Annotated in this window: 17 protein-coding genes and 3 pseudogenes; all 20 read left to right on the top strand. The window is 38.1% G+C overall.

Going from position 1 to position 22,410, the window contains the following annotated elements; translation table 11 throughout:
* Position 1: 1 nt before the first annotated feature.
* The 20 genes and pseudogenes from JCM17102_RS05660 to rpmA all read left to right on the top strand — a co-directional run bounded on the left by JCM17102_RS05660 (position 2) and on the right by rpmA (position 22,139).
* Entirely contained in the window at positions 2 to 661 is a 660-nt protein-coding gene (locus tag JCM17102_RS05660; protein ID WP_025074342.1) for a 3'-5' exonuclease, read from the top strand.
* A gap of 45 nt (positions 662 to 706) precedes the next feature.
* Positions 707 to 1,883, top strand: a pseudogene (locus JCM17102_RS26370) (class I SAM-dependent rRNA methyltransferase).
* Positions 1,884 to 2,213: 330 nt separating this feature from the next.
* On the top strand, positions 2,214 to 3,464 hold the full coding sequence (locus JCM17102_RS05650) for a nucleoside permease (protein ID WP_025074341.1): 1,251 nt from the start codon (positions 2,214 to 2,216) through the stop codon (positions 3,462 to 3,464).
* An 11-nt stretch (positions 3,465 to 3,475) separates the two neighbouring features.
* On the top strand, positions 3,476 to 4,069 hold the full coding sequence (locus JCM17102_RS05645; RefSeq protein ID WP_025074340.1) for a bifunctional nuclease family protein: 594 nt from the start codon (positions 3,476 to 3,478) through the stop codon (positions 4,067 to 4,069).
* A gap of 6 nt (positions 4,070 to 4,075) precedes the next feature.
* Positions 4,076 to 4,774 carry a 16S rRNA (uracil(1498)-N(3))-methyltransferase gene (locus tag JCM17102_RS05640; protein ID WP_025074339.1) on the top strand — a complete coding sequence of 233 codons (699 nt, stop codon included), beginning with the start codon at positions 4,076 to 4,078 and terminating at the stop codon, positions 4,772 to 4,774.
* A 25-nt stretch (positions 4,775 to 4,799) separates the two neighbouring features.
* On the top strand, positions 4,800 to 6,347 hold the full coding sequence (locus tag JCM17102_RS05635; RefSeq protein WP_025074338.1) for a DUF4836 family protein: 1,548 nt from the start codon (positions 4,800 to 4,802) through the stop codon (positions 6,345 to 6,347).
* A 16-nt stretch (positions 6,348 to 6,363) separates the two neighbouring features.
* Positions 6,364 to 7,008 (top strand): ATP-binding cassette domain-containing protein, encoded by a 645-nt coding sequence (locus JCM17102_RS05630; protein ID WP_025074337.1) that lies wholly within the window; start codon positions 6,364 to 6,366, stop codon positions 7,006 to 7,008.
* A gap of 66 nt (positions 7,009 to 7,074) precedes the next feature.
* Complete coding sequence (locus JCM17102_RS05625) at positions 7,075 to 8,280, top strand: transporter (protein WP_025074336.1); 1,206 nt, start codon at positions 7,075 to 7,077, stop codon at positions 8,278 to 8,280.
* Between the two features lie 14 nt (positions 8,281 to 8,294).
* Positions 8,295 to 10,943: a TonB-dependent receptor plug domain-containing protein gene (locus JCM17102_RS05620; protein ID WP_025074335.1), complete on the top strand. Its 2,649-nt coding sequence runs from the start codon at positions 8,295 to 8,297 to the stop codon at positions 10,941 to 10,943.
* 77 nt (positions 10,944 to 11,020) lie between these two features.
* The gene (gene miaA / locus JCM17102_RS05615; protein WP_025074334.1) at positions 11,021 to 11,941 is read left to right on the top strand and encodes a tRNA (adenosine(37)-N6)-dimethylallyltransferase MiaA; all 921 of its coding nucleotides are present in this window, start codon (positions 11,021 to 11,023) and stop codon (positions 11,939 to 11,941) included.
* A gap of 29 nt (positions 11,942 to 11,970) precedes the next feature.
* On the top strand, positions 11,971 to 12,897 hold the full coding sequence (locus JCM17102_RS05610) for a diacylglycerol/lipid kinase family protein (protein WP_025074333.1): 927 nt from the start codon (positions 11,971 to 11,973) through the stop codon (positions 12,895 to 12,897).
* 89 nt (positions 12,898 to 12,986) lie between these two features.
* Positions 12,987 to 13,787, top strand: coding sequence for a 3-deoxy-8-phosphooctulonate synthase (gene kdsA / locus JCM17102_RS05605; RefSeq protein WP_025074332.1), 801 nt, complete (start codon positions 12,987 to 12,989; stop codon positions 13,785 to 13,787).
* 258 nt (positions 13,788 to 14,045) lie between these two features.
* Positions 14,046 to 16,903: pseudogene (locus tag JCM17102_RS26365) on the top strand (M16 family metallopeptidase).
* Positions 16,904 to 16,924: 21 nt separating this feature from the next.
* A pseudogene (locus JCM17102_RS26360) lies at positions 16,925 to 18,414 on the top strand (DUF5687 family protein).
* Between the two features lie 38 nt (positions 18,415 to 18,452).
* Positions 18,453 to 19,157, top strand: a complete 705-nt coding sequence (locus tag JCM17102_RS05590) for an ABC transporter ATP-binding protein (protein WP_025074331.1) — start codon at positions 18,453 to 18,455, stop codon at positions 19,155 to 19,157.
* Positions 19,158 to 19,178: 21 nt separating this feature from the next.
* Positions 19,179 to 19,691 (top strand): C40 family peptidase, encoded by a 513-nt coding sequence (locus JCM17102_RS05585; RefSeq protein WP_025074330.1) that lies wholly within the window; start codon positions 19,179 to 19,181, stop codon positions 19,689 to 19,691.
* 26 nt (positions 19,692 to 19,717) lie between these two features.
* The gene (locus tag JCM17102_RS05580; protein WP_025074329.1) at positions 19,718 to 20,602 is read left to right on the top strand and encodes a TraB/GumN family protein; all 885 of its coding nucleotides are present in this window, start codon (positions 19,718 to 19,720) and stop codon (positions 20,600 to 20,602) included.
* A gap of 37 nt (positions 20,603 to 20,639) precedes the next feature.
* Positions 20,640 to 21,278, top strand: coding sequence for an HAD-IA family hydrolase (locus tag JCM17102_RS05575; protein WP_025074328.1), 639 nt, complete (start codon positions 20,640 to 20,642; stop codon positions 21,276 to 21,278).
* Between the two features lie 258 nt (positions 21,279 to 21,536).
* Positions 21,537 to 21,854 (top strand): 50S ribosomal protein L21, encoded by a 318-nt coding sequence (rplU, locus tag JCM17102_RS05570; protein ID WP_025074327.1) that lies wholly within the window; start codon positions 21,537 to 21,539, stop codon positions 21,852 to 21,854.
* A 21-nt stretch (positions 21,855 to 21,875) separates the two neighbouring features.
* Entirely contained in the window at positions 21,876 to 22,139 is a 264-nt protein-coding gene (rpmA, locus tag JCM17102_RS05565) for a 50S ribosomal protein L27 (RefSeq protein WP_025074326.1), read from the top strand.
* The last annotated feature ends 271 nt before the right edge of the window (positions 22,140 to 22,410 follow it).

The raw sequence follows: 22,410 nt of genomic DNA, 5'->3' as shown, positions 1-22,410 counted from the left end.
AATGATATTAAAAAGAACTATAAATAAAGACGAAATAAAAGATCTCCCGAAAACTATTTTTCCGGGACGAATTCATGTTATCCAGTCGGAAATGGAAACAATCAAGGCGGTTGCATATCTCCAGTCCCAACCCATATTGGGTATTGACAGCGAAACACGTCCGTCTTTTACCAAAGGACAATCTCACAAGGTAGCTCTCCTTCAGATTTCTTCTGATGAATGCTGTTTTCTGTTCCGCCTCAATATGATGGGACTTATACAGCCGCTCATTGATCTATTAGAAAATCCGAATATTATCAAAGTGGGACTTTCGTTGAAAGATGATTTCATGATGTTGCATAAGCGGGCTCCTTTTAATCAAAAGAATTGTGTCGAGTTACAGGATTATGTACGCCAATTTGGAATACAAGACAAAAGCTTACAGAAAATATATGGCATCTTGTTTAAAGAAAAGATCTCCAAATCACAACGGTTATCCAATTGGGAAGCTGACGTATTAAGTGACGGACAAAAACAATACGCCGCTACTGACGCTTGGGCATGTCTTAACATTTATAATCTCTTGCAGGAACTGAAACGTACAGGGGATTATGAAGTTGAGAATCTTCCTTCACCCGAGGAAGAAATAATTACCAATTCACCGGCTACAGCTAACAAATAATTGAAAAATAGTATTTTATTTCTATTCTATCTAAAATAAACGACCATGCATAAAGTATATCTCAAACCCGGCAAAGAAGAGTCTCTTAAAAGATTTCACCCCTGGATTTTCTCCGGAGCTATTTCACGTATCGACGGAGAACCAGAAGAAGGTGAAGTAGTAGAAGTATATACCTCTAAAAAAGAGTTTATAGCCGAAGGTCATTTCCAGATTGGAAGTATAGCCGTACGAGTGCTTTCTTTCCAACAAGAACCTATTAATCCGGATTTCTGGAAACGTAAACTGCTATCGCCTACGATATGCGCCGCAGCATTGGTATCGCTGTCAATCCGACAAACAACACTTATCGTCTGGTACATGGAGAAGGTGACAATTTACCTGGATTAGTCATCGACATTTATGCAAAAACCGCTGTCATGCAAGCACACTCTGCCGGAATGCACATAGACCGTATGGTTATTGCGGAAGCATTGTCCGAAGTAATGGGGGATAAAATCGAGAACATTTATTATAAATCCGAAACAACTCTTCCTTTCAAAGCCGACCTTTTCCCTGAAAACGGTTTCCTGAAAGGAGGGAGCAGTGATAACGTGGCTCAGGAATACGGTCTGAAATTTCATGTAGATTGGTTGAAAGGACAGAAAACCGGTTTTTTGTAGACCAACGAGAGAATCGCTCATTGCTAGAACGTTACGCAAAAGACCGTTCTGTATTAAATATGTTTTGCTATACCGGCGGTTTTTCGTTTTATGCTATGCGTGGAGGAGCTAAACTTGTTCATTCTGTAGATAGTTCTGCAAAAGCAATCGACTTAACGAATAAAAACGTGGAGTTGAATTTTCCCAATGATCCGCGTCACGAGGCTTTTGCCGAAGATGCTTTCAAGTATCTCGACCGCATGGGAGATCAATATGATTTGATCATTCTTGACCCACCGGCTTTTGCCAAACACAAAGATGCACTGAGAAATGCACTGCAAGGCTACCGAAAGTTGAATGCAAAAGCTTTTGAGAAAATAAAACCTGGAGGTATCCTGTTTACATTCTCTTGTTCGCAAGTAGTCACCAAAGATAATTTCCGTACAGCAGTATTCACAGCAGCAGCTATGTCAGGTCGTAGCGTTCGTATTCTTCACCAGTTGACTCAACCTGCCGATCATCCGGTTAATATTTATCATCCGGAAGGTGAATACCTAAAGGGATTAGTGCTGTACGTTGAGTAATCCTTGATACTTTTGGATTACATAACAGAATTAAAGCACCAACAAAGTTAATTAGAGTTAATAAATAGAAGATTTTCATCAAAACATTATGTTCTATAACATAAAACGCAGTATATTTGCACTGTGTTTTTCATGGTATTAGATTTAAGGTTAACAAAGATTGGCTGTCTGGGATAGATAGCCTTCTTTTTTATATACCTTTCTTTACGATTTTACCCCTTTTTATCCCATTATATTACCTTTTTATCGATTTACTTAACCATTCAATCAACGAAAATATTATATTTGCATCTATTATTCAATAAAAGAGAAACACAAATTAAAAAAGTTATGAGTGTAAAAGTTCGTTTGATCATTATGAATTTCTTGCAATTCTTTGTATGGGGTTCATGGTTAATTTCATTAGGCGGGTATATGGGTAGAGAACTTCATTTTGAAGGAGGACAAATTGGAGCCATTTTCGCCACTATGGGAATTGCTTCCCTGATCATGCCCGGCATTATCGGCATTATTGCCGATAAATGGTTCAATGCCGAACGCTTATACGGATTTTGCCACATAGCAGGTGCCGCATGTCTTTTCTACGCTTCTACAGCTACCGGATACGACCAAATGTATTGGGCTATGCTACTCAATCTGCTGGTATATATGCCTACTTTATCACTTGCGAATACCGTCTCGTACAATGCATTGGAACAATATAAATGCGATCTGATCAAAGATTTTCCTCCAATCCGCGTATGGGGAACTATCGGTTTTATCTGCGCCATGTGGGCGGTAGACCTTACTGGTTTTAAAAATTCAAGTGCCCAACTTTATGTAGGTGGTGCATCTGCTTTATTGTTGGGACTGTATTCTTTCACTCTCCCAGCCTGCCCTCCTGCCAAGACTGAAAGAAAATCACTTCTTTCCTCTTTTGGGCTGGATGCACTGGTATTATTCAAAAGAAAGAAAATGGCTATTTTCTTCTTATTCTCCATGCTTTTGGGAGCGGCACTACAGATTACAAATACTTATGGAGACCTCTTCCTCGGCAGCTTTGCCAATATTCCGGAATTCGCAGATTCATTTGGTGTGAAACATTCGGTAATCCTGTTGTCTATATCACAGATGTCTGAGACATTATTCATTCTTGCCATACCCTTCTTTCTGAAACATTTCGGAATCAAGCAGGTAATGCTTATCAGCATGTTTGCGTGGGTATTCCGTTTTGGATTGTTCGGTTTCGGAGATCCGGGAAGTGGCTTATGGATGCTGATTCTTTCTATGATTGTTTATGGCATGGCTTTTGATTTTTTCAACATTTCAGGTTCGTTATTTGTTGAACAAGAGACAAATTCTTCCATCCGTGCCAGTGCACAAGGATTATTTTTCATGATGACCAACGGATTAGGCGCGATTATAGGAGGATATGCCAGTGGTGCTGTTGTAGACGCTTTCTCTGTATATGCTAATGGCCAGTTAGTTAGCCGCGAATGGGTTGATATATGGCTTATTTTTGCAGCTTATGCCTTAGTTATAGGCATTTTATTTGCACTAGTATTTAAATACAAGCACCAACGAGGAAAGCTAGAAAATTAAGTTAAAGAACAATGGATAAAAAGATAGAATTACAAGTTAGAAATATCACAAATAGCCAGGCACAAGTCGGTGCTTTTGCCATGTTGCTGGGTGAAGTTAACGGTGAACGGCAGTTGCCCATTATCATCGGTCCCGCAGAAGCTCAAGCAACAGCTTTGTACCTAAAAGGAATCAAAACCCCTCGCCCTCTAACTCATGACTTGTTTATGACGAGTCTTACTGTAATGGGTGCAAGTCTCCTCCGAGTATTAATCTACAAAGCAAAAGAAGGTATCTTTTTTTCTTATATTTACCTTAAAAAAGACGACGAAATTACACGTATTGATGCACGTACTTCAGATGCTATTGCTTTAGCTGTGCGTGCAGACTGTCCTATTCTTATATATGATTCGATCCTTGAACGGGAATGTCTCCATATGTCAGATGAAGAAAGGCCCCGTAATGAAGATTCCGGCAATAACAAAGAGGAGCAGGAAAACCCAGTACCTTCCAATGCCACTTCCATATCACTTGAAGAAGAATTAGAAAAAGCGATCAAGGCCGAAAATTATGAACTGGCGGCTAAAATACGGGATCAAATCAATGTAAGAAATCAAAATCAATAAATTATTATGCACGTATTTTATACTCCCAATATACAGACCAGTAATGAACTTCCAGAGGAGGAAGCTCAACACTGTACACGCGTTTTGCGCCTGAATACCGGGAATGAGATAACTCTGACAGACGGAAAAGGATTTTTTTATAAAGCAGAGATTACGGCGGCAACAAACAAACGTTGTCTCGTTGCCATAAAAGAAACTATTTTTCAGGCACCACTTTGGCCCTGCCATTTACATATTGCTATGGCACCCACCAAAAATATGGATCGTAACGAATGGTTTGTAGAAAAAGCGACAGAAATAGGATTTGATGAACTGACTTTTCTTAATTGCCGGTTTTCGGAACGGAAAGTAATTAAGACAGAGCGCATTGAAAAGATTCTGGTTTCCGCCATCAAGCAATCTCTAAAAGCTCGTCTGCCCAAACTCAACGAAATGATTGACTTTGATAAGTTTATTACTCAGGAGTTTCAAGGACAGAAGTTTATTGCTCATTGTTATGAAGGGGAAAAACCGTTTTTAAAAAATAAATTGAATTCCGGAGAGGACGCTCTTGTTCTGATTGGTCCGGAGGGAGACTTTAGTGAAGAGGAAGTCAGGAAAGCTATTGAACATGGCTTTATCCCAATCAGCCTCGGGAAATCTCGACTTCGAACAGAAACAGCCGCATTGGTAGCTTGCCACACACTGAATCTGATGAATCAATAATTGCTTAACATTAAAAAAATATAGTATGGTAAAGAAAATGATTTCACAACTCTCAGCACTGGCAGTACTGATTGTTTTTCTCGCAGCATGTTCCAAACAATCGGAATATACAAACGTAATACCTTCTGATGCTTCGGCTGTAGCAGCTATCGATTTGAAATCGTTAATTGACAAAGCCGGATTAAATGATAAAGAAAATGAAGCAGCTAAACAAAAAGTACTGGACGCATTGAAAAGCGGAATGAATGCAGCGACCTTCCAGCAACTGGAAAAAGTGATAAAGTCTCCCAGTGAATCGGGAATTGATGTGGGATCGCCATTCTATATATTTACTTCTCCTACTTTTCCTTATCCTACAGTGGTAGCCAAAATAAATAACGAAGACGACCTGAATTCTTCTTTAGACATAATGCTTAAGGAACAACTTATTCAACCCATTACAGAAACTGAAGATTATAGGTTTACTACCATGAATGGTAGCTTAATTGCTTTCAACAATTCTGCAATCATGATCGTTGCAGTAAATGGACACACACAGACAGAAGAAGCTAAGAAAGCAATCGGAAACTTGATGAAACAAACGCCCGATAGCAGCATTGTTAAATCCGCTGCTTTCCAGAGAGTAATAAAGGCAAAGAACGATATCAATTTCTTCGTTTCTATGATGGCTACTCCAAAAAAATACAGAGAACCAGTCAGTTTAGCACTTCCTCCTAATATTAAATTAGAAGACATCACGTTGTTAGGTGGACTGAATTTTGAAAAAGGACGTATTGTGCTCAAGACTGAAAATTATACAGAAAATGATGAAGCAAAAGCTCTGATTAAGAAGCAACAAGAAGCTTTTAAAAAATCAAATAATACATTTACGAAATACTTCCCGGCATCTACATTAATGTTCTTCAATGCAGGAGTCAATGGAGAAGCAATATATAATATAATCAACGAGAATGCAGAATTTCGCGACCAAGTATCTATCGCAAAGGCTGCTGAAATAAAGGATTTATTCAGCTCCTTCAATGGCGATATCTCTGGTGGGCTGATCAATGTAACTATGACCAGCATGCCTACTTTTGCAGCTTATGCAGAAATGAAAAATGGCTCTGTACTTGAAGCTCTCTATAAAAACAAACAAAACCTAGGATTAAAAAAAGGAGAAGATATTATTGAATTAGGCAAAAATGAGTATGTTTACAAAACGAAAAATATGAATGTATTCTTCGGAGTAAAAGATAAATTTATGTACGCCACTAATGACGAACTGCTCTATAAGAATATTGGTAAGACAGAAGATAAGTCTATCAAAGATACTCCGTACGCTTCCGGCATGAAAGATAAGAATATGTTTATAGCTGTTAATGTAGAAGCTATTCTGGACTTGCCTATTGTAAAAATGGTAACAGGCTTTGGAGGCAAAGAGGCTAAAACATATTTTGATTTAGCTTCTCAGATTTCCTATTTGTCTTCTAGTTCAGAAAGTGAAGTCAACGAAGTTGCTCTTTGCCTGAAAGATAAAAATGTTAATGCACTTAAACAAATAGTAGATTCTGCCAAACAATTTGCCGGCATGTAATCTGCAAATGAACGGTATGAATAGTATTCACCTCCAGCAAACACTGCCCCAAGTGTTTGCTGACCGTAATTCGGTAACCTCAGATGTATGGCATCAGAATCTCACCTTTCAGAAAGGTGAGATGTACTTGATAGAGGCCGCTTCCGGTACCGGAAAATCATCGTTGTGTAGCTACATTTATGGCAATCGCAACGACTATCAAGGGATTATCAATTTCGATGATACCAATATCAAAGCATACTCTGTGAATCAATGGGTTCACCTGAGAAAACATTCATTGAGTATGCTTTTTCAAGATTTACGCATCTTTACTGAGCTTACTGCTCTTGAAAATGTACAATTAAAAAATAACCTGACGGGATATAAAAAGAAAAAAGAAATTTTATCGCTGTTTGAAAAATTGGGCATTACCGATAAATTGTACGTGAAAGCAGGGAAACTTTCTTTTGGGCAACAACAACGAGTTGCCTTTATACGTGCACTCTGCCAACCTTTCGACTTTATTTTTCTGGATGAACCTATCAGTCATCTCGATGATGAGAATAGCCGAATAATGGGCGAACTCATCATTGCTGAAGCTGAAATGCAAAGTGCCGGAGTGATTGTAACCTCTATTGGAAAGCATATTGAATTGCCTTACAATCGGGTGTTGCAACTATAACACACTTTCCAAAGTAAAATGCTTGATGAACCCTTTATATGTAAACCATAAATAAGAAGATTGTAAATGAACACTCTTGTCTGGAAACTTCTCCGCCAACATATAAATATCGGTCAATTAGCCGGTTTCTTTTTAGCCAATCTGTTCGGTATGATGATCGTATTGCTCAGCGTGCAATTCTACAAAGATGTCATTCCAGTATTCACAAAAGGAGATAGTTTTATGAAAAAAGATTTCATTATTGCTACAAAGAAAGTGAGTACGCTTGGCACTTTTATCAATAAAAATAATGCTTTCTCTCCTGAAGAAATTGCCGATCTGAAAAAACAACCGTTCACTAAAACGATAGGTGCTTTCACTCCTTCACAATTCAAAGTCTCGGCAGGTTTAGGAATGCAAGAAACAGGTATCAACCTCTCAACTGAGATGTTCTTTGAATCAGTACCCGATGAATTTGTAGACATCAATCTCGACAAATGGCACTTCGACAAAGAAGTACAAGAAATACCGATTATTATTCCCCGCAATTATCTGAATCTATATAATTTCGGATTTGCCCAAAGTCGTAGCTTACCCAAAATTTCGGAAGGATTAATAAGCCTCATCCAAATGAACATCATTTTACGTGGCAACGGGCAAGTAGAACAATTCAAAGGAAATATTGTCGGTTTCTCAAACCGCTTAAATACCATTTTAGTTCCTCAATCATTTATGGATTGGGCAAATAAAAAATTTGCACCGAACATAGAAGCACAACCGGCACGTTTGATTATCGAAGTAAATAATCCTGCCGACTCGGCCATCGCCAACTATTTCCAACAAAAAGGCTATGAGACAGAAGACGGAAAACTGGATGCAGGAAAAACAACTTATTTCCTTCGCTTGGTCGTTGGTATTGTACTAGGAGTAGGATTATTTATCAGTGTTCTGTCATTCTATATTCTAATGTTAAGCATCTTCCTATTACTTCAAAAGAACACCACCAAACTGGAAAGTTTGTTGTTAATCGGATACAGTCCTGTCAGGGTTGCTTTACCATACCAGATATTGACAGTAGGGCTAAACGTCATTGTACTCTTATTATCTATTGGCATTGTATCCTGGATACGTACCTATTATATAAACAGTATCCGTTTGCTCTTTCCTCAATTGGAAACAGGTTCATTATGGGTAGCAATCAGCATGGGAATTTTCTTATTTCTTATCGTCTCCATGATTAATATATTAGCAGTCAGACGAAAAGTTATCTCAATCTGGATGCATAAAAATTAAAATACAAATACACTATGACAAGCAAAATCATCTCTTTGCCCAAAAGAAGCAGTATAAAGATAGCTCTTGGAATGTTGCTATGCTTCTCATCGTTATCAGCACAAGAAATGCAAGATACGATTATCGCTAACTTCAATATCCGGGAAAAAATACCCAATGAAAAGTTATATCTGCATTTGGACAAACCTTATTATGGAGCAGGTGAAAAGATATGGTTTAAAGGATATCTTGTAAATGCCACTACTCATCAAGATAACTCTCAAAGCAACTTCATCATTACTGAACTAATCAATCGTTCTGACTCAGTTCTGGAACGCAGGAAGGTTCGACGTGACTCCTTGGGATTTCATAATGCTTTTACGTTACCCGCTACTCTCCCAGCCGGAGATTATTATCTGAGAGGATATAGCAGTTGGATGTTGAATGAGGATCCTGACTTCATCTATTCATGTAATCTGAAAATCGGAAATTCCATCGACAATACGATTATTTCAACCATAGAATACCAAAAGGAGGATGAAACGCATTATACTGCAAAAATAAAATTCAGCAGTAATACGCAAGAACCTTTCATTAACACCAATATTCGTTATCGTTACATTGAAAACGGAAAAGTAAAAGATAAAGGGAAAAGACAAACAGACTCAAAAGGTCTGATATCTATTTCTCTTCCCGACTTGAAACCAACTGCTAACCGTAGTATTGAAGTAGTGTTTGATGATCCGGAATACATTTATAAGAAAGTTTTCTATCTACCTGTTTTTGGGAAGGATTTCGATGTTACATTCTTCCCGGAGGGTGGTGCTTTGCTTGCCATTTCTCATCAAAATGTAGCTTTTAAAGCACAAGGATCAGATGGTTTCTCCAAAGAAGTGGAGGGTACTCTCTTTAATTCCAAAGGAGACACCTTAAGTTCTTTTCGTTCAGAACATGATGGAATGGGAGTTTTCACATTGAGTACGATTGTTCCGGACGCTTATTATGCCATGATCAAGAGCAGTGACGGAATCACGAAACGTTTTAATCTCCCCACTGTAGAAGAAAAAGGTATTGCTCTTTCTATGACACATCGTCGCGATGACATACGTTTTGAAATTCAAAAAACAGAAACCACTGAATGGCCTCAAAAACTATTTTTAGTTGCCCATACCCGGGAGAAACTTACGATCTTACAACCGATCAATCCACCCAGTACTTTCGGAAGAATGAATGATAGTTTGTTTCAGGAAGGAATTACTCATTTTTTATTAATCGACGGAAGAGGAAATACTCTTAGTGAACGGTTAATATTCGTCCCCGACAGAAAATCCGGTCAATGGCAGATTGTTACTGACAAACCTTCTTATGGCAAAAAAGAAAAAGTATCTCTACAAATTTCAGGAAAAGACTATAATAACAATCCTATTGCTGGTAGTTTTTCTATTAGCATTACAGACCGACAAAAAGTTCAACCCGATTCTCTTGCCGATAATATTTCATCAAATCTCCTGCTAACTTCTGACTTGAAAGGATACATAGAAAATCCTGGATATTATTTCCTTAACCAAGATTTTAAAACACTTCGTGCATTGGACTTCTTGATGATGACACATGGATGGAGAAGACATATTCTCAAAAATCTCGTTATCCCTCCTTCATTAAATTTCAAGAATTATATAGAACAGGGACAAACAATTAGTGGCCGAATCAGGGGTTTCTTTGGCAATAATGTAAAAAAGGGACCTATTTACGCTTTAGCACCCAAAGAAAACATATTTGAAACGACCATTACTGACGAAAAGGGAGAATTTGTTATCAACACTTCATTCAAAGATAGTACTACGTTTGTTGTCCAAGCACGTACCCAAAAAGGATTTCCCGGAGTTGAAATCGAAATGGATACACTCCAATATCCAAAGATATATCATAAGAGTCCGTTCTACAACGGAATGCCTACTTTAATGCAGGATTATCTGCTCAACACTCGTGACCAATATTACATGGAGGGAGGTATGCGCGTTTATAACCTCAAAGAAGTTCTTGTAACTGCCAAGCGCGAAAAAGCCAGTTCCAAAAGTATTTATACAGGCGGTATCAATACCTATACTCTTGAAGGAGACAGACTAAAACAATATGCAGGACGAACAGCTTACGATATTGCCATCAATCTTCCGGGAGTTACCGTTTCAAATGGAAGTGAATTACATATCCGAAATAATGCCGATCAACCGGCAATCGTTATTAATGATATCATTTATGACAATGATGATTATATATTAAAAGATATTTTTGCAGATAATATATCAAGCATAAGCCTTCTTCGTGAAACAGATACAATGATTTTGGGTCCTCGTGCTGCAGCAGGTGCTATCGTCATCACTTTAAAAGACCCGAAAAACATTCCAAGGAAACCAGTACCAGGCATTGCAACCTATACCCCATTAGGATATTGTGATACTGTAGAATTCTACCATCCGACTTACGCTTTTCCTGAAAAAACGGACCTCGCGAAATCAGATCTACGAACTACTATTTACTGGAATCCATCTTTACAATTCGATAACGAAGGGAAAGCCACGATAGAATACTATACAGCAGATAGCAAGGCTCCTCAGACTATCATCATTGAAGGAGTGGATAAAAATGGAAAAGTTTATCATGTTCAACAAACGATCAATAAATAACCTAAAAACATAGATACAGGAACGCCTTTATATCAGATAATTTCGTAATTTTGCCCGACATTTTAAAGAATGAAACTATGCCGGACTATGATTTAATTGCCATACTCGGGCCCACCGCTTCGGGCAAAACACCATTTGCCACCGCTCTGGCTCACAAATTAAATACAGAAATTATCAGTGCCGACTCCCGTCAGATTTATCGGGGTATGGACCTAGGTACCGGAAAGGACTTGGCCGATTACACAATTAACGGACATACTATTCCGTATCACCTGATCGACATTGCCAATCCCGGATATAAATACAATGTATTCGAATATCAACGGGATTTCCTTATTTCTTACGATTCTATCAAACAAAAACGCTGTCTCCCCGTTTTATGTGGAGGAACAGGAATGTATCTTGAAGCTGTACTGAAAGGTTATAAGCTACTGCCTGTACCTGAGGACCCGAAATTACGTGCCCGCCTAGCTAATTATTCCCTTAAAGAATTAACCAGTATGTTAAGCCAATATAAGACTCTGCACAACTCTACGGATGTAGATACCGTAAAACGTGCAATACGCGCCATAGAAATTGAAGAGTATTATATGGCTCATCCAGTCCCTGAACAGGAATTTCCAAAGCTGAACAGTCTTATTATTGGTGTAAACATCGATCGGGAATTAAGACGTGAAAAAATTACCCGCCGTTTAAAGCAACGATTGGCTGAAGGAATGGTGGATGAAGTACGGCATCTAATCGCGCAGGGAATCGCTCCGGATGATCTGATTTATTACGGTTTGGAATATAAATACCTGACATTACATGTCATAGGAAAACTAACTTATGAAGAGATGTTCACAGGTTTGGAAACAGCTATTCATCAGTTTGCCAAGCGTCAGATGACCTGGTTTCGTGGCATGGAACGGAGAGGATTTACCATCCATTGGATTAGTGCAGAGTTACCTATGGAAGAAAAGATAGCATTTGTATTAGATAAACTGCAAGAGTTTTAGTATCTTTGTCGCATATTTATTAGTTTTATATGAGTGTAGAACCAGGAAAATGGGGAGTTATTTACAACCCTAAAGCCGGTACCCGCAAGGTACAGAAACGATGGAAAGAGATCAAGGAGTATATGGACGGTAAAGGTGTCAATTATGACTATGTACAATCCGAGGGTTTCGGTTCAGTGGAACGCCTATCCAAAATTCTTGCTAATAATGGTTATCGTACAATTGTTATTGTAGGTGGTGATGGTGCGCTGAATGATGCTATCAATGGAATTATGCTCTCTGATGCTGAAGATAAAGATAATATCGCTCTTGGTATCATTCCGAATGGAATTGGAAATGACTTTGCTAAATACTGGGGACTTACTACCGAATATAAAACAGCTGTAGATTGTATTATCAATCATCGTCTCAAAAAAATAGATGTAGGTTACTGCTCTTATTATGATGGGCAAGATCATCAACGTCGCTATTTCCTCAATGCTGTCAATATTGGTCTAGGTGCACGAATCGTAAAAATCACTGATCAGACCAAACGTTTTTGGGGAGTTAAATTTTTATCATACTTAGCTGCACTATTTTCGTTGATATTTGAACGGAAACTCTATCGCATGCATCTTCGGATCAATGACGAACATATCCGCGGACGTATCATGACTGTCTGTGTAGGTAGTGCATGGGGATGGGGACAAACACCGAGTGCTGTACCTTATAACGGCTGGTTGGATGTATCTGTTATCTATCGGCCGGAATTTTTGCAAATCATTTCTGGACTATGGATGTTGATTCAAGGAAGAATTTTGAATCATAAGACGGTGAAAAGTTACCGGACACGAAAAGTTAAAGTCCTACGTGCACAAAATGCTTCCGTAGATTTAGATGGTCGTCTTTTACCAAAACATTTCCCGTTAGAAATAGGTGTACTTTTAGAGAAGACAACACTGATTATTCCTAAATAAGCGATAAATAGAGTAAAATGAACCTATCTGTTTAATCCTATTAATTAGAAAGACTGTAATTTTGTAACTCGTAATTTGTAAATACTAAAATGATAGAACTTAAAAACAATCCTGCTAATAATTTCTTTTTGCTGGCAGGTCCATGTGTGATAGAAGGCGAAGATATGGCAATGCGTATTGCAGAACGTGTAGTCAAAATCACTGAATCTCTGAAGATTCCTTATGTATTCAAAGGTTCTTACCGCAAAGCAAACCGTTCACGTATGGATTCTTTTATGGGCATCGGTGATGAGAAAGCACTCAAAATTCTGAAAAAAGTGCATGATACTTTCGGTGTTCCTACCGTAACAGACATTCATGCAGCCGACGAAGCAGAAATGGCCGCAGAATATGTAGATATACTCCAGATTCCAGCATTTCTTTGCCGTCAAACTGATCTTCTGATTGCAGCTGCAAAAACTGGGAAAATCATAAATATCAAAAAAGGACAATTTCTCTCTCCTATCGCTATGCAATTTGCAGCAGATAAAGTGGTGGAAGCTGGAAACAAAAATGTGATGCTGACTGAACGTGGTACGACTTTCGGTTATCAGGATTTAGTAATTGATTATCGTGGTATTCCTGAAATGCAATCATTCGGTTATCCTGTGATATTGGACGTTACTCACTCATTGCAACAACCGAATCAGACCAGTGGCGTGACAGGTGGAATGCCACAACTGATTGAAACTGTTGCAAAAGCTGGTATCGCCGTAGGCGCCGACGGACTATTTATTGAAACTCACGAAAACCCGGCAGTAGCCAAAAGTGATGGGGCTAATATGCTGAAACTGGACTTATTAGAAGGATTATTGACTAAATTAGTAAGAATACGGGAAGCTGTCAAATAATATATCAAGCGATGAAACATTTACAATCAGTCTCAGCAATTAATAACCTGTTGAAAATATAATGGCAAAGATGCTGCAGACTTTGTTAAAAGTTTGATCGATGAAGGAAAGCAATTAGAGTTTTTAATGATCAGCCCGGAATAAGAAAAATCGGAATAAAATAAGTTATCACAAAGAATAATACATTATTGGTGATTTAACATTTATGATTAGCGAAACTAATAGAACAAGAATATTTTTTTTAACTAAATATAAAACATGAAACATTTATTACGTGGATTATTTATTGCAGTTTTAACGATATGCTGCAATTTCCAATTCGTGTTTGCACAGCCCATGCAAACGCTACCTGTGGACAAAGATGTCCGCATAGGTAAACTGGACAATGGGCTTACTTATTACATTCGTCACAACGCACTTCCGGAAAAACGTGCGGAATTCTACATTGCACAAAAAGTAGGTTCTATTCTCGAAGAACCACAGCAACGTGGTTTGGCACACTTTCTGGAACATATGGCTTTTAACGGAACTAAAAATTTCCCGGGTGATGAAAATGGATTAGGTATCATCCTTGGTGTGAAACCAAAGGTATTAAATTCGGCACTAACCTGAATGCATACACCAGCGTTGATCAAACAGTTTACAACATCAGCAATGTTCCTACTGAAAATATAAATGTAGTAGACTCTTGTCTGCTTATTCTGCACGACTGGTCAAGCGCTATCAAATTGCTCGACAAAGAAATCGACAAAGAACGTGGTGTGATTCGTGAAGAATGGAGAAGCCGTAACAGTGGAATGCAACGTATCATGACTGATGCTCTGCCTACCTTGTTCCCGGATTCTAAATATTCAGATTGTATGCCTATCGGAAGCATTGATGTTATCAATAACTTCCCTTATCAGGACATCCGCGAATATTACGCAAAATGGTATCGTCCGGATTTGCAAGGTATTGTAATTGTCGGTGATATTAATGTAGACGATATCGAAGCCAAATTGAAGAAGGTGTTCGCTGATGTAAAAGCTCCGACAAGCCCGGCAGAACGCATCTACTATCCGGTACCTGACAACCAAGAACCTCTGATCTATATTGGTACGGATAAAGAAGTAAAAACTCCTTCTTTCAACATCTTCTACAAACATGAAGCCACTCCGGATTCAATAAAGAATACGGTCAATTATTATGCAACTCAGTATATGTTAAATATGGCAATCACCATGTTGAACAATCGTCTAGCAGAACTGATCCAGACAGCTGAACCTCCTTTCACAAGCGCAAATGCCGGTTATGGTAACTTCTTCCTTGCCAAAACCAAAGAAGCCTTTACTTTGAGTGGTAGCAGCAAATTAGACGGTATTGAGCTGGCTATGAAGACTGTACTACAAGAAGCTGAACGCGCACGTCGATTCGGATTCACTGCAACAGAGTACGAACGTGCACGTGCCAATTACCTGCAAGCTATCGAAACAGCTTATAATGAACGTGATAAGAGAAAGAACGGCGGTTTTGTAGACGAATATGTCAACAGCTTCCTCGACAATGAACCAATTCCGGGTCTTGAAGCTGAATGTGCGATCATCAAACAATTAGCTCCGCAAATTACAGTTGAATATATCAACCAAATCATGGGACAACTGCTCACTGACAACAATCAGGTAGTTATGATGGCAGGTCCTGAAAAAGAAGGTATGAAATATCCAACTAAAGAAGAAATTGCTTCATGGTTGAAAGAAACTAAAACACTCGACGTTAAAGCGTATGAAGATAAAGTTTCTACTGAGCCTTTGCTTTCAGAAGAGCCAAAAGGTGGAACAATTGTTTCTGAAAATAGTGGAGAAATCTATGGATCAACAAAATTAGTACTTTCTAATGGTGTGACTGTATATATCAAACCGACAGATTTTAAAGCTGATCAAATCTTAATGCAAGGTATTAGCTTCGGTGGTACCAGCTTATTCCCGGACAATGAAATTCTGGATATCTCTCAGATTAACAGCGTAGCAACAGTAGGTGGTCTCGGCAACTTCAATAAAGTGGAATTGAGCAAAGCTCTTGCAGGTAAACGCGCTTCTGTAGGCACATCGATAAGTTCATTGACAGAATCTGTTTCAGGAAGCTGCCCTCCAAGAGACTTTGAAACAATGATGCAACTGACTTATCTGTCTTTCACTGCTCCACGCAAGGATAACGAAGCATTCGAATCATACAAGAATCGTCTGAAAGCTGCTTTACAAAATAAAGATGCTAATCCGATGAAAGCATTCCAGGATACTGTATCTCACATTCTATATGGCAACCATCCTCGTATGTTGGATCTGAAAGAAGAAATGGTTGATAATATCAATTACGATCGTATCATCGAAATGTATATGGATCGCTTCAAAGATGCGAGCGACTTCAAATTCTATTTTGTAGGTAATATCAATATCGAAGAAGTTAAACCTTTAATTGCTAAATATCTGGGAGGTCTGCCTGCTATCAATCGTAAAGAGACTTTCAAAGATACGAAAATGAATATCCGTAAAGGTGGATACAAGAAAGAGTTTGCTAAGAAACAGGAAACTCCAATGGCAACTATTATGTTCCTATTCAGCGGAAAATGCAAATATGACCTGCGTAACAACATAACTCTCAGCTTCCTTGAACAAGCATTGGATATGGTTTATACAGCCGAAATCCGTGAAAAAGAGGGTGGTACATACGGTGTAAGTTGTAACGGTAGTCTTAGCCAGTATCCGAAAGAAGAACTTACTCTGCAAATCGTATTCCAGACTGATCCTGATCCGGTTAAGAAAGCCAAATTAGCAAATATCGTAACCGAGCAGCTTCAAAAAATGGCTAAAGAAGGCCCGTCTGAAGAACACATGCAGAAGATCAAAGAATATATGCTGAAGAATTACAAAGATGCACAAAAAGAAAACAGCTATTGGCTAAGTAACTTGAATGCATATTTCTATAGTGGTATTGATTCAACAAAAGGGTATGAAGAATTGATTAACAACATGACAGCAAAAGACGTAAAAGAATTCCTTGCTAAATTGCTGAAACAGAAAAATGAAATTCAAGTTACAATGACTGTACCTGAAGAAGATATTAAGAAAACAGATAAATAATATTCTTCAACAATCAACTGTATGATGATATTTAACGAATTACGCAGGCATGGACGGCTTGCTGCCAAGCGACATCCAATGTATGAGGAGAATTTAGCGGGTAAAATTATCAGCTATGTAATGGCGGCCGGTTGGGCTGGTTACTTGATACTCTTCGGTACAATACTTGCCTCTTCGTTTACAAATATGGTTCCCAATTGGGAACCATATCATGTAATGAACGGCATCGCCCTGATTTTTATTCTGGCACTGGATTTCCTGTTGCGTATTCCGTTTCAAAAGACACCGACTCAGGAGGTAAAGCCTTACCTCCTGTTGCCGGTTAAAAAAAAACGTATCATCGATTTTTTACTTTTACGTTCCGGACTAAGCTTATTCAATCTATTCTGGTTGTTTCTTTTTGTCCCTTTTTCCTTCCTCACAATTACAAAATTCTTTGGTGTTTTAGGCGTTATCAGCTATCTTATAGGTATCTGGCTCATTATTCTTATTAACAACTACTGGTATCTGCTTTGCCGCACACTTATCAATGAACGTATTTGGTGGATATTGCTTCCTGTCGCTTTTTATGGCGGAATCACTTTTCTACTTATTATTCCCGATAGTCCTGTATCTTCTTTCCTAATAGATTTGGGAGACAGATATATGGAAGGGAATATCCTTTATTTTATGGGCACGATATTTATTATAGCTATTTTATGGTGGATTAACCGCAGAGTCATTTCCTGTCTAATCTATGTTGAACTGGCAAAAACAAACGATTCAAAAATCAAACACGTCTCCGACTATAAGTCTTCGAACGCTATGGGGAAGTAGGAGAATATATGCGACTGGAATTAAAAATGCTTTTACGCAATCGCAGTTGCAAAGGTTTGCTACGCAATACTTTCGTTTTAATTCTAATGTTTAGCTGTGTACTAAGCTTTTCAAATCTTTACGATGGAGGTTTTATGCCCACCATCATTGCCATATACAATTTCAGTGTATTTGGAATGATAATTCTCATACGAACAATGTCGTTTGAAGGCAACTATCTGGATGGAATGATGTCTCGTAAAGGGTCCATCCTGAGTTTGCTAAGAGCTAAATATTATGTGTATAGCATAGGAGAAATCATACCATTTACATTGATGATTCCGGCCATCATAATGAACAAACTGACTTTACTGGGAGCTTTCTCTTGGTTTTTCTACACAATAGGATTCATCTATTTTTGTAATTTACAGTTAGTTGTTTACAACAAACAAACAATTCCACTGAACGAAAAAGTGACAACTCGCCAAAGCAACGGCGGAATTCAGATAATCATAAGTTTATGTGCTTTTGGAGTCCCCTTACTTTTATATAGTGCATTGAATGCATTGTTTGGAGAAACAATAGCTTATATCACACTTTTAATAATTGGACTGGGATTCATTCTGGCTTCACCATACTGGATAAAAAACATATATCAGCGCTTTATGAAACGCCGTTATGAAAATATGGAAGGTTTCAGAAACAGCCGCCAATAAATATACATGAAACAATAACCACTAAAATACTGAAAACCGTGATTAACATTGATAATCTTAAAAAGAACTTTGGTTCAAAGGTAGCTATTGATATAGAACATTACGAGCTTAATCAAGGTGATATGCTTGGTCTGGTAGGAAATAATGGTGCTGGTAAAACAACTCTTTTCCGGTTAATGCTGGATTTATTGAAAGCAGACAAAGGAAAAGTAATCATCAATGGTATTGAAGTCAGTCAAAGCGAAGACTGGAAAAACTTCACCGGAGCTTTTATCGATTATAGTTTTTTAATTGATTATCTTACTCCGGAAGAATATTTTTACTTCATCGGTAAGGTATATGGATTAAACAAAGAAGAAGTAAATGAGCGACTCCTCCCCTTCGAGCGTTTCATGAGCGGTGAAATAATCGGGCAAAAAAAGTATATTCGTAACTATTCGGCCGGTAATAAACAAAAAATCGGTATTATCGCTGCCATGCTTCATCATCCGCAATTGTTGATTTTGGACGAACCATTCAATTTCCTCGATCCTAGTTCGCAATCTGTCATCAAGCATTTACTCAAAAAATATAATGAGGAACATCAAGCTACTGTCATTATCTCCAGCCATAATCTAAATCATATTATAGACATATGTCCACGCATTGCTTTACAGGAAAATGGTATTATTATAAAAGATATCATTAATGAAAATAATTCTGCCGAAAAAGAGTTAGAAGATTATTTCAACATAAAAGAATAACCCCAATAACAGCGAAAGACCATGAAAAGACTCTTTTTACAATCAATTTTACTACTAGGACTGATCATAAGTTTAAGTTCTTGCCGTACTTCCGCCCCTCATCTGGATTATAAAGCATTAGCAAAGGCTTCTATCCGTTTAGGAGTTGATATTAATCTTGAAGATAATCATAAACTTTATATGGAATCGGCCGATTGGATAGGTGTTCCTTATCGTGGCGGTGGAGATTCAAAAAGAGGGACAGACTGTTCAGGGCTTACTTATCAAGTCTACCGGAAAGTCTACCGCACCCAACTTCCACGAAATACGGAAGATCTGAAAAAGAAAAGTTATAAAGTCAGCAAACGGAATCTCAGAGAAGGTGATCTCGTATTCTTTACCAGCAGAAACTCCGGGAAAAAAGTAGCTCACGTGGGAATTTATCTAAAAAACGGCAAATTCATCCACGCCAGTACCAGTAAAGGAGTTATTGTCAGTAATCTAAATGAAGATTACTATACCAAACATTGGATATCTGGTGGAAGGATACAATAATCATCAGCTTATAAACAGTAAGAGTCATGAAATCATTCATTGTAGCAGTTATTTTGATAGGCATATCGCTTAGCGCAAATGCACAACTGTTATGGAAAATATCAGGAAACGACCTTGAAAAACCTTCCTATATAATAGGTACACACCATTTAGCTCCACTCAGCATCAAAGATAGCATTGATGGTCTACAAAAAGCATTAGACGAAACGTTACAAGTATACGGAGAATTGAAAATATCAGACACACAAACACCTGCAGCTATGCAAAGAATGCAAAAGATGATGATGACCGAAAGCGATACGACATTAATGTCGCTTCTTTCAGCTGCTGACTTCGAAACTGCTAACAAAATTTGTAAGGAATACCTAAGGATGGACCTAACACTGGTACCTAAATTAAAGCCATCCGCTATACAAAATAATATAATAGTAATAGCCTATATAAAACACATTCAGAACTTTAAGCCACAAGAACAACTCGATACCTATTTTCAGAACCTGGCTATTCAAAAAGGTAAAAAGGTAGAAGGCTTAGAAACAGTAGACTTCCAATTTAACTTGCTATTTAATGGTACTTCATTAAAACGCCAGGCACAGTTATTAATGTGTGTACTTAATAATATGGATGAATCAATAGATATCTTGAAAAAGGTGACAGATGCCTATTCAAAACAAGATCTGGCTTCTATGCTCAGCCTCAGCGAAGAGCGTAAAGGAGATCAATGTGATCCACTCCCCGGTGAAGATGATGCCATGATTTACAACCGCAATCAGGCATGGGCAGAGAAATTACCCAATATTATGAAAACAACTCCAACTTTCGTAGCTGTCGGTGCTTTGCATCTTCCGGGTGAAAAAGGAATACTAAACTTACTGAAAAAACAAGGATATACAGTTGAACCTGTAAAATAGAAATGGGATTTTAGTACTTTTGCAGAAAAGTTTTCCTATGGACTATAAAACCTATTTATTCGACTTTGACTATACATTAGCCGATTCGTCACGCGGCATTGTTACCTGTTTCAGAATAGTACTTACCCGTCATCAGTACACTGATGTAACTGACAAAGCCATCAAACGGACAATCGGTAAAACGTTGGAAGAGTCTTTTAATATCCTCACTGGCATTACAGATCCCGAACAACTAACTGCTTTTCGACTGGAATATAGAAAAGAAGCGGATATACATATGAATGCCAATACTATTCTTTTTCCCGAGACATTGCCTACGCTGAAAGAACTTAAAAAACGGGGAGCACGTATCGGGATCATTTCTACTAAATATCGTTTCCGAATACTGGACTATCTGAATAATTACCTTCCGGAAGATTTTTTTGATATTGTTGTCGGTGGAGAAGATGTAAAAACGGCAAAACCATCAGCCGAAGGAGTACAGTTTGCATTAAAACATCTAAAAAGTACTCAAAAAGAGACTTTATATGTGGGAGACAGCACTGTAGATGCCGAAACTGCCCAAAATGCCGGAGTAGATTTTGCCGGAGTTCTCAATGGAATGACTACCGCCAACGAACTTAAAGCATACCCTCATCGAATCATTATGAACTCTTTGGCAGAGTTACTAGACTAATATTTCTGCCACTACGGTGGCAGAACCTTGTCAATGGAATGGCACAACAGTGCCAAGCCTTTGGCACAACTGTGCCAATAAATTGGTAAAGAGTGTACAAAGGTTAGAAAGATTACAAAGAAAAAAACGACGAAATATTTGTCACAAACAAATAAAAATAGTACTTTTGTGCCCGATTATTCCGCAACGGGTTTAACCAAGAGTTCTTTAAGAGATTAAAGACCACCCGCCGGAGCTAACTTATACATTTATTATAAGATGTACGCAATTGTAGAAATTAACGGTCAGCAATTTAAAGCAGAAGCTGGTCAGAAGTTGTTCGTTCACCACATCGAAGGTGCAGAAAACGGTTCAACTGTAGAGTTTGAAAAAGTTCTTTTGGTAGACAAAGACGGAAATGTTACTGTAGGTGCCCCTGTAGTAGAAGGTGCTAAAGTTGTTTGCCAAGTTATTTCCAACTTGGTTAAAGGTGACAAAGTTCTTGTTTTCCACAAGAAAAGAAGAAAAGGTTATAGAAAACTGAACGGTCACCGTCAGCAGTTCACAGAGTTAACAATCACAGAAGTAGTAGCTTAATCAATTTAAAAGTAAGAAGAAATGGCACATAAAAAAGGTGTCGGTAGTTCTAAGAACGGCCGCGAATCACACAGCAAAAGATTAGGCGTTAAGATATTTGGTGGCGAAGCTTGCAAAGCAGGTAACATCATCGTTCGTCAAAGAGGTACTGAATTCCATCCGGGTGAAAACATCGGTATGGGTAAAGACCACACTCTTTTCGCTTTAGTAGATGGTACAGTAAGTTTCAAAGTAGGTAAGGAAGATAGAAGATATGTTTCTATCGTTCCTGTATCTGAGGCATAATCGTACAACTGAAAATAGTTTTAAGAAAGGAGATGTAATCGTTCGGATTACGTCTCCTTTCTTTTTCTCATCCGAGAAGCATGATGCTATCCTAAACCAGAATCTCTTTTTTAAATCTTATCCATTGTTCAGCTTCTTCAATACTTATTTTCAATTCAGCACGTTTCAAATTACTATAAGAATTCTTTCCCCCAAAAAAGAAACTCTGATAGAATTTTATACAATAAAAATGAAAAAATAGAACCAAAATTACAATAGGTCAGAAATGGTC

Source organism: Bacteroides faecichinchillae JCM 17102, from assembly GCF_000614145.1.
GTDB classification, from domain to species: domain Bacteria; phylum Bacteroidota; class Bacteroidia; order Bacteroidales; family Bacteroidaceae; genus Bacteroides; species Bacteroides faecichinchillae.
The sequence above is the reverse complement of the archived record's forward strand: the minus strand, read 5'-3'. Positions and strand labels throughout refer to the sequence as shown.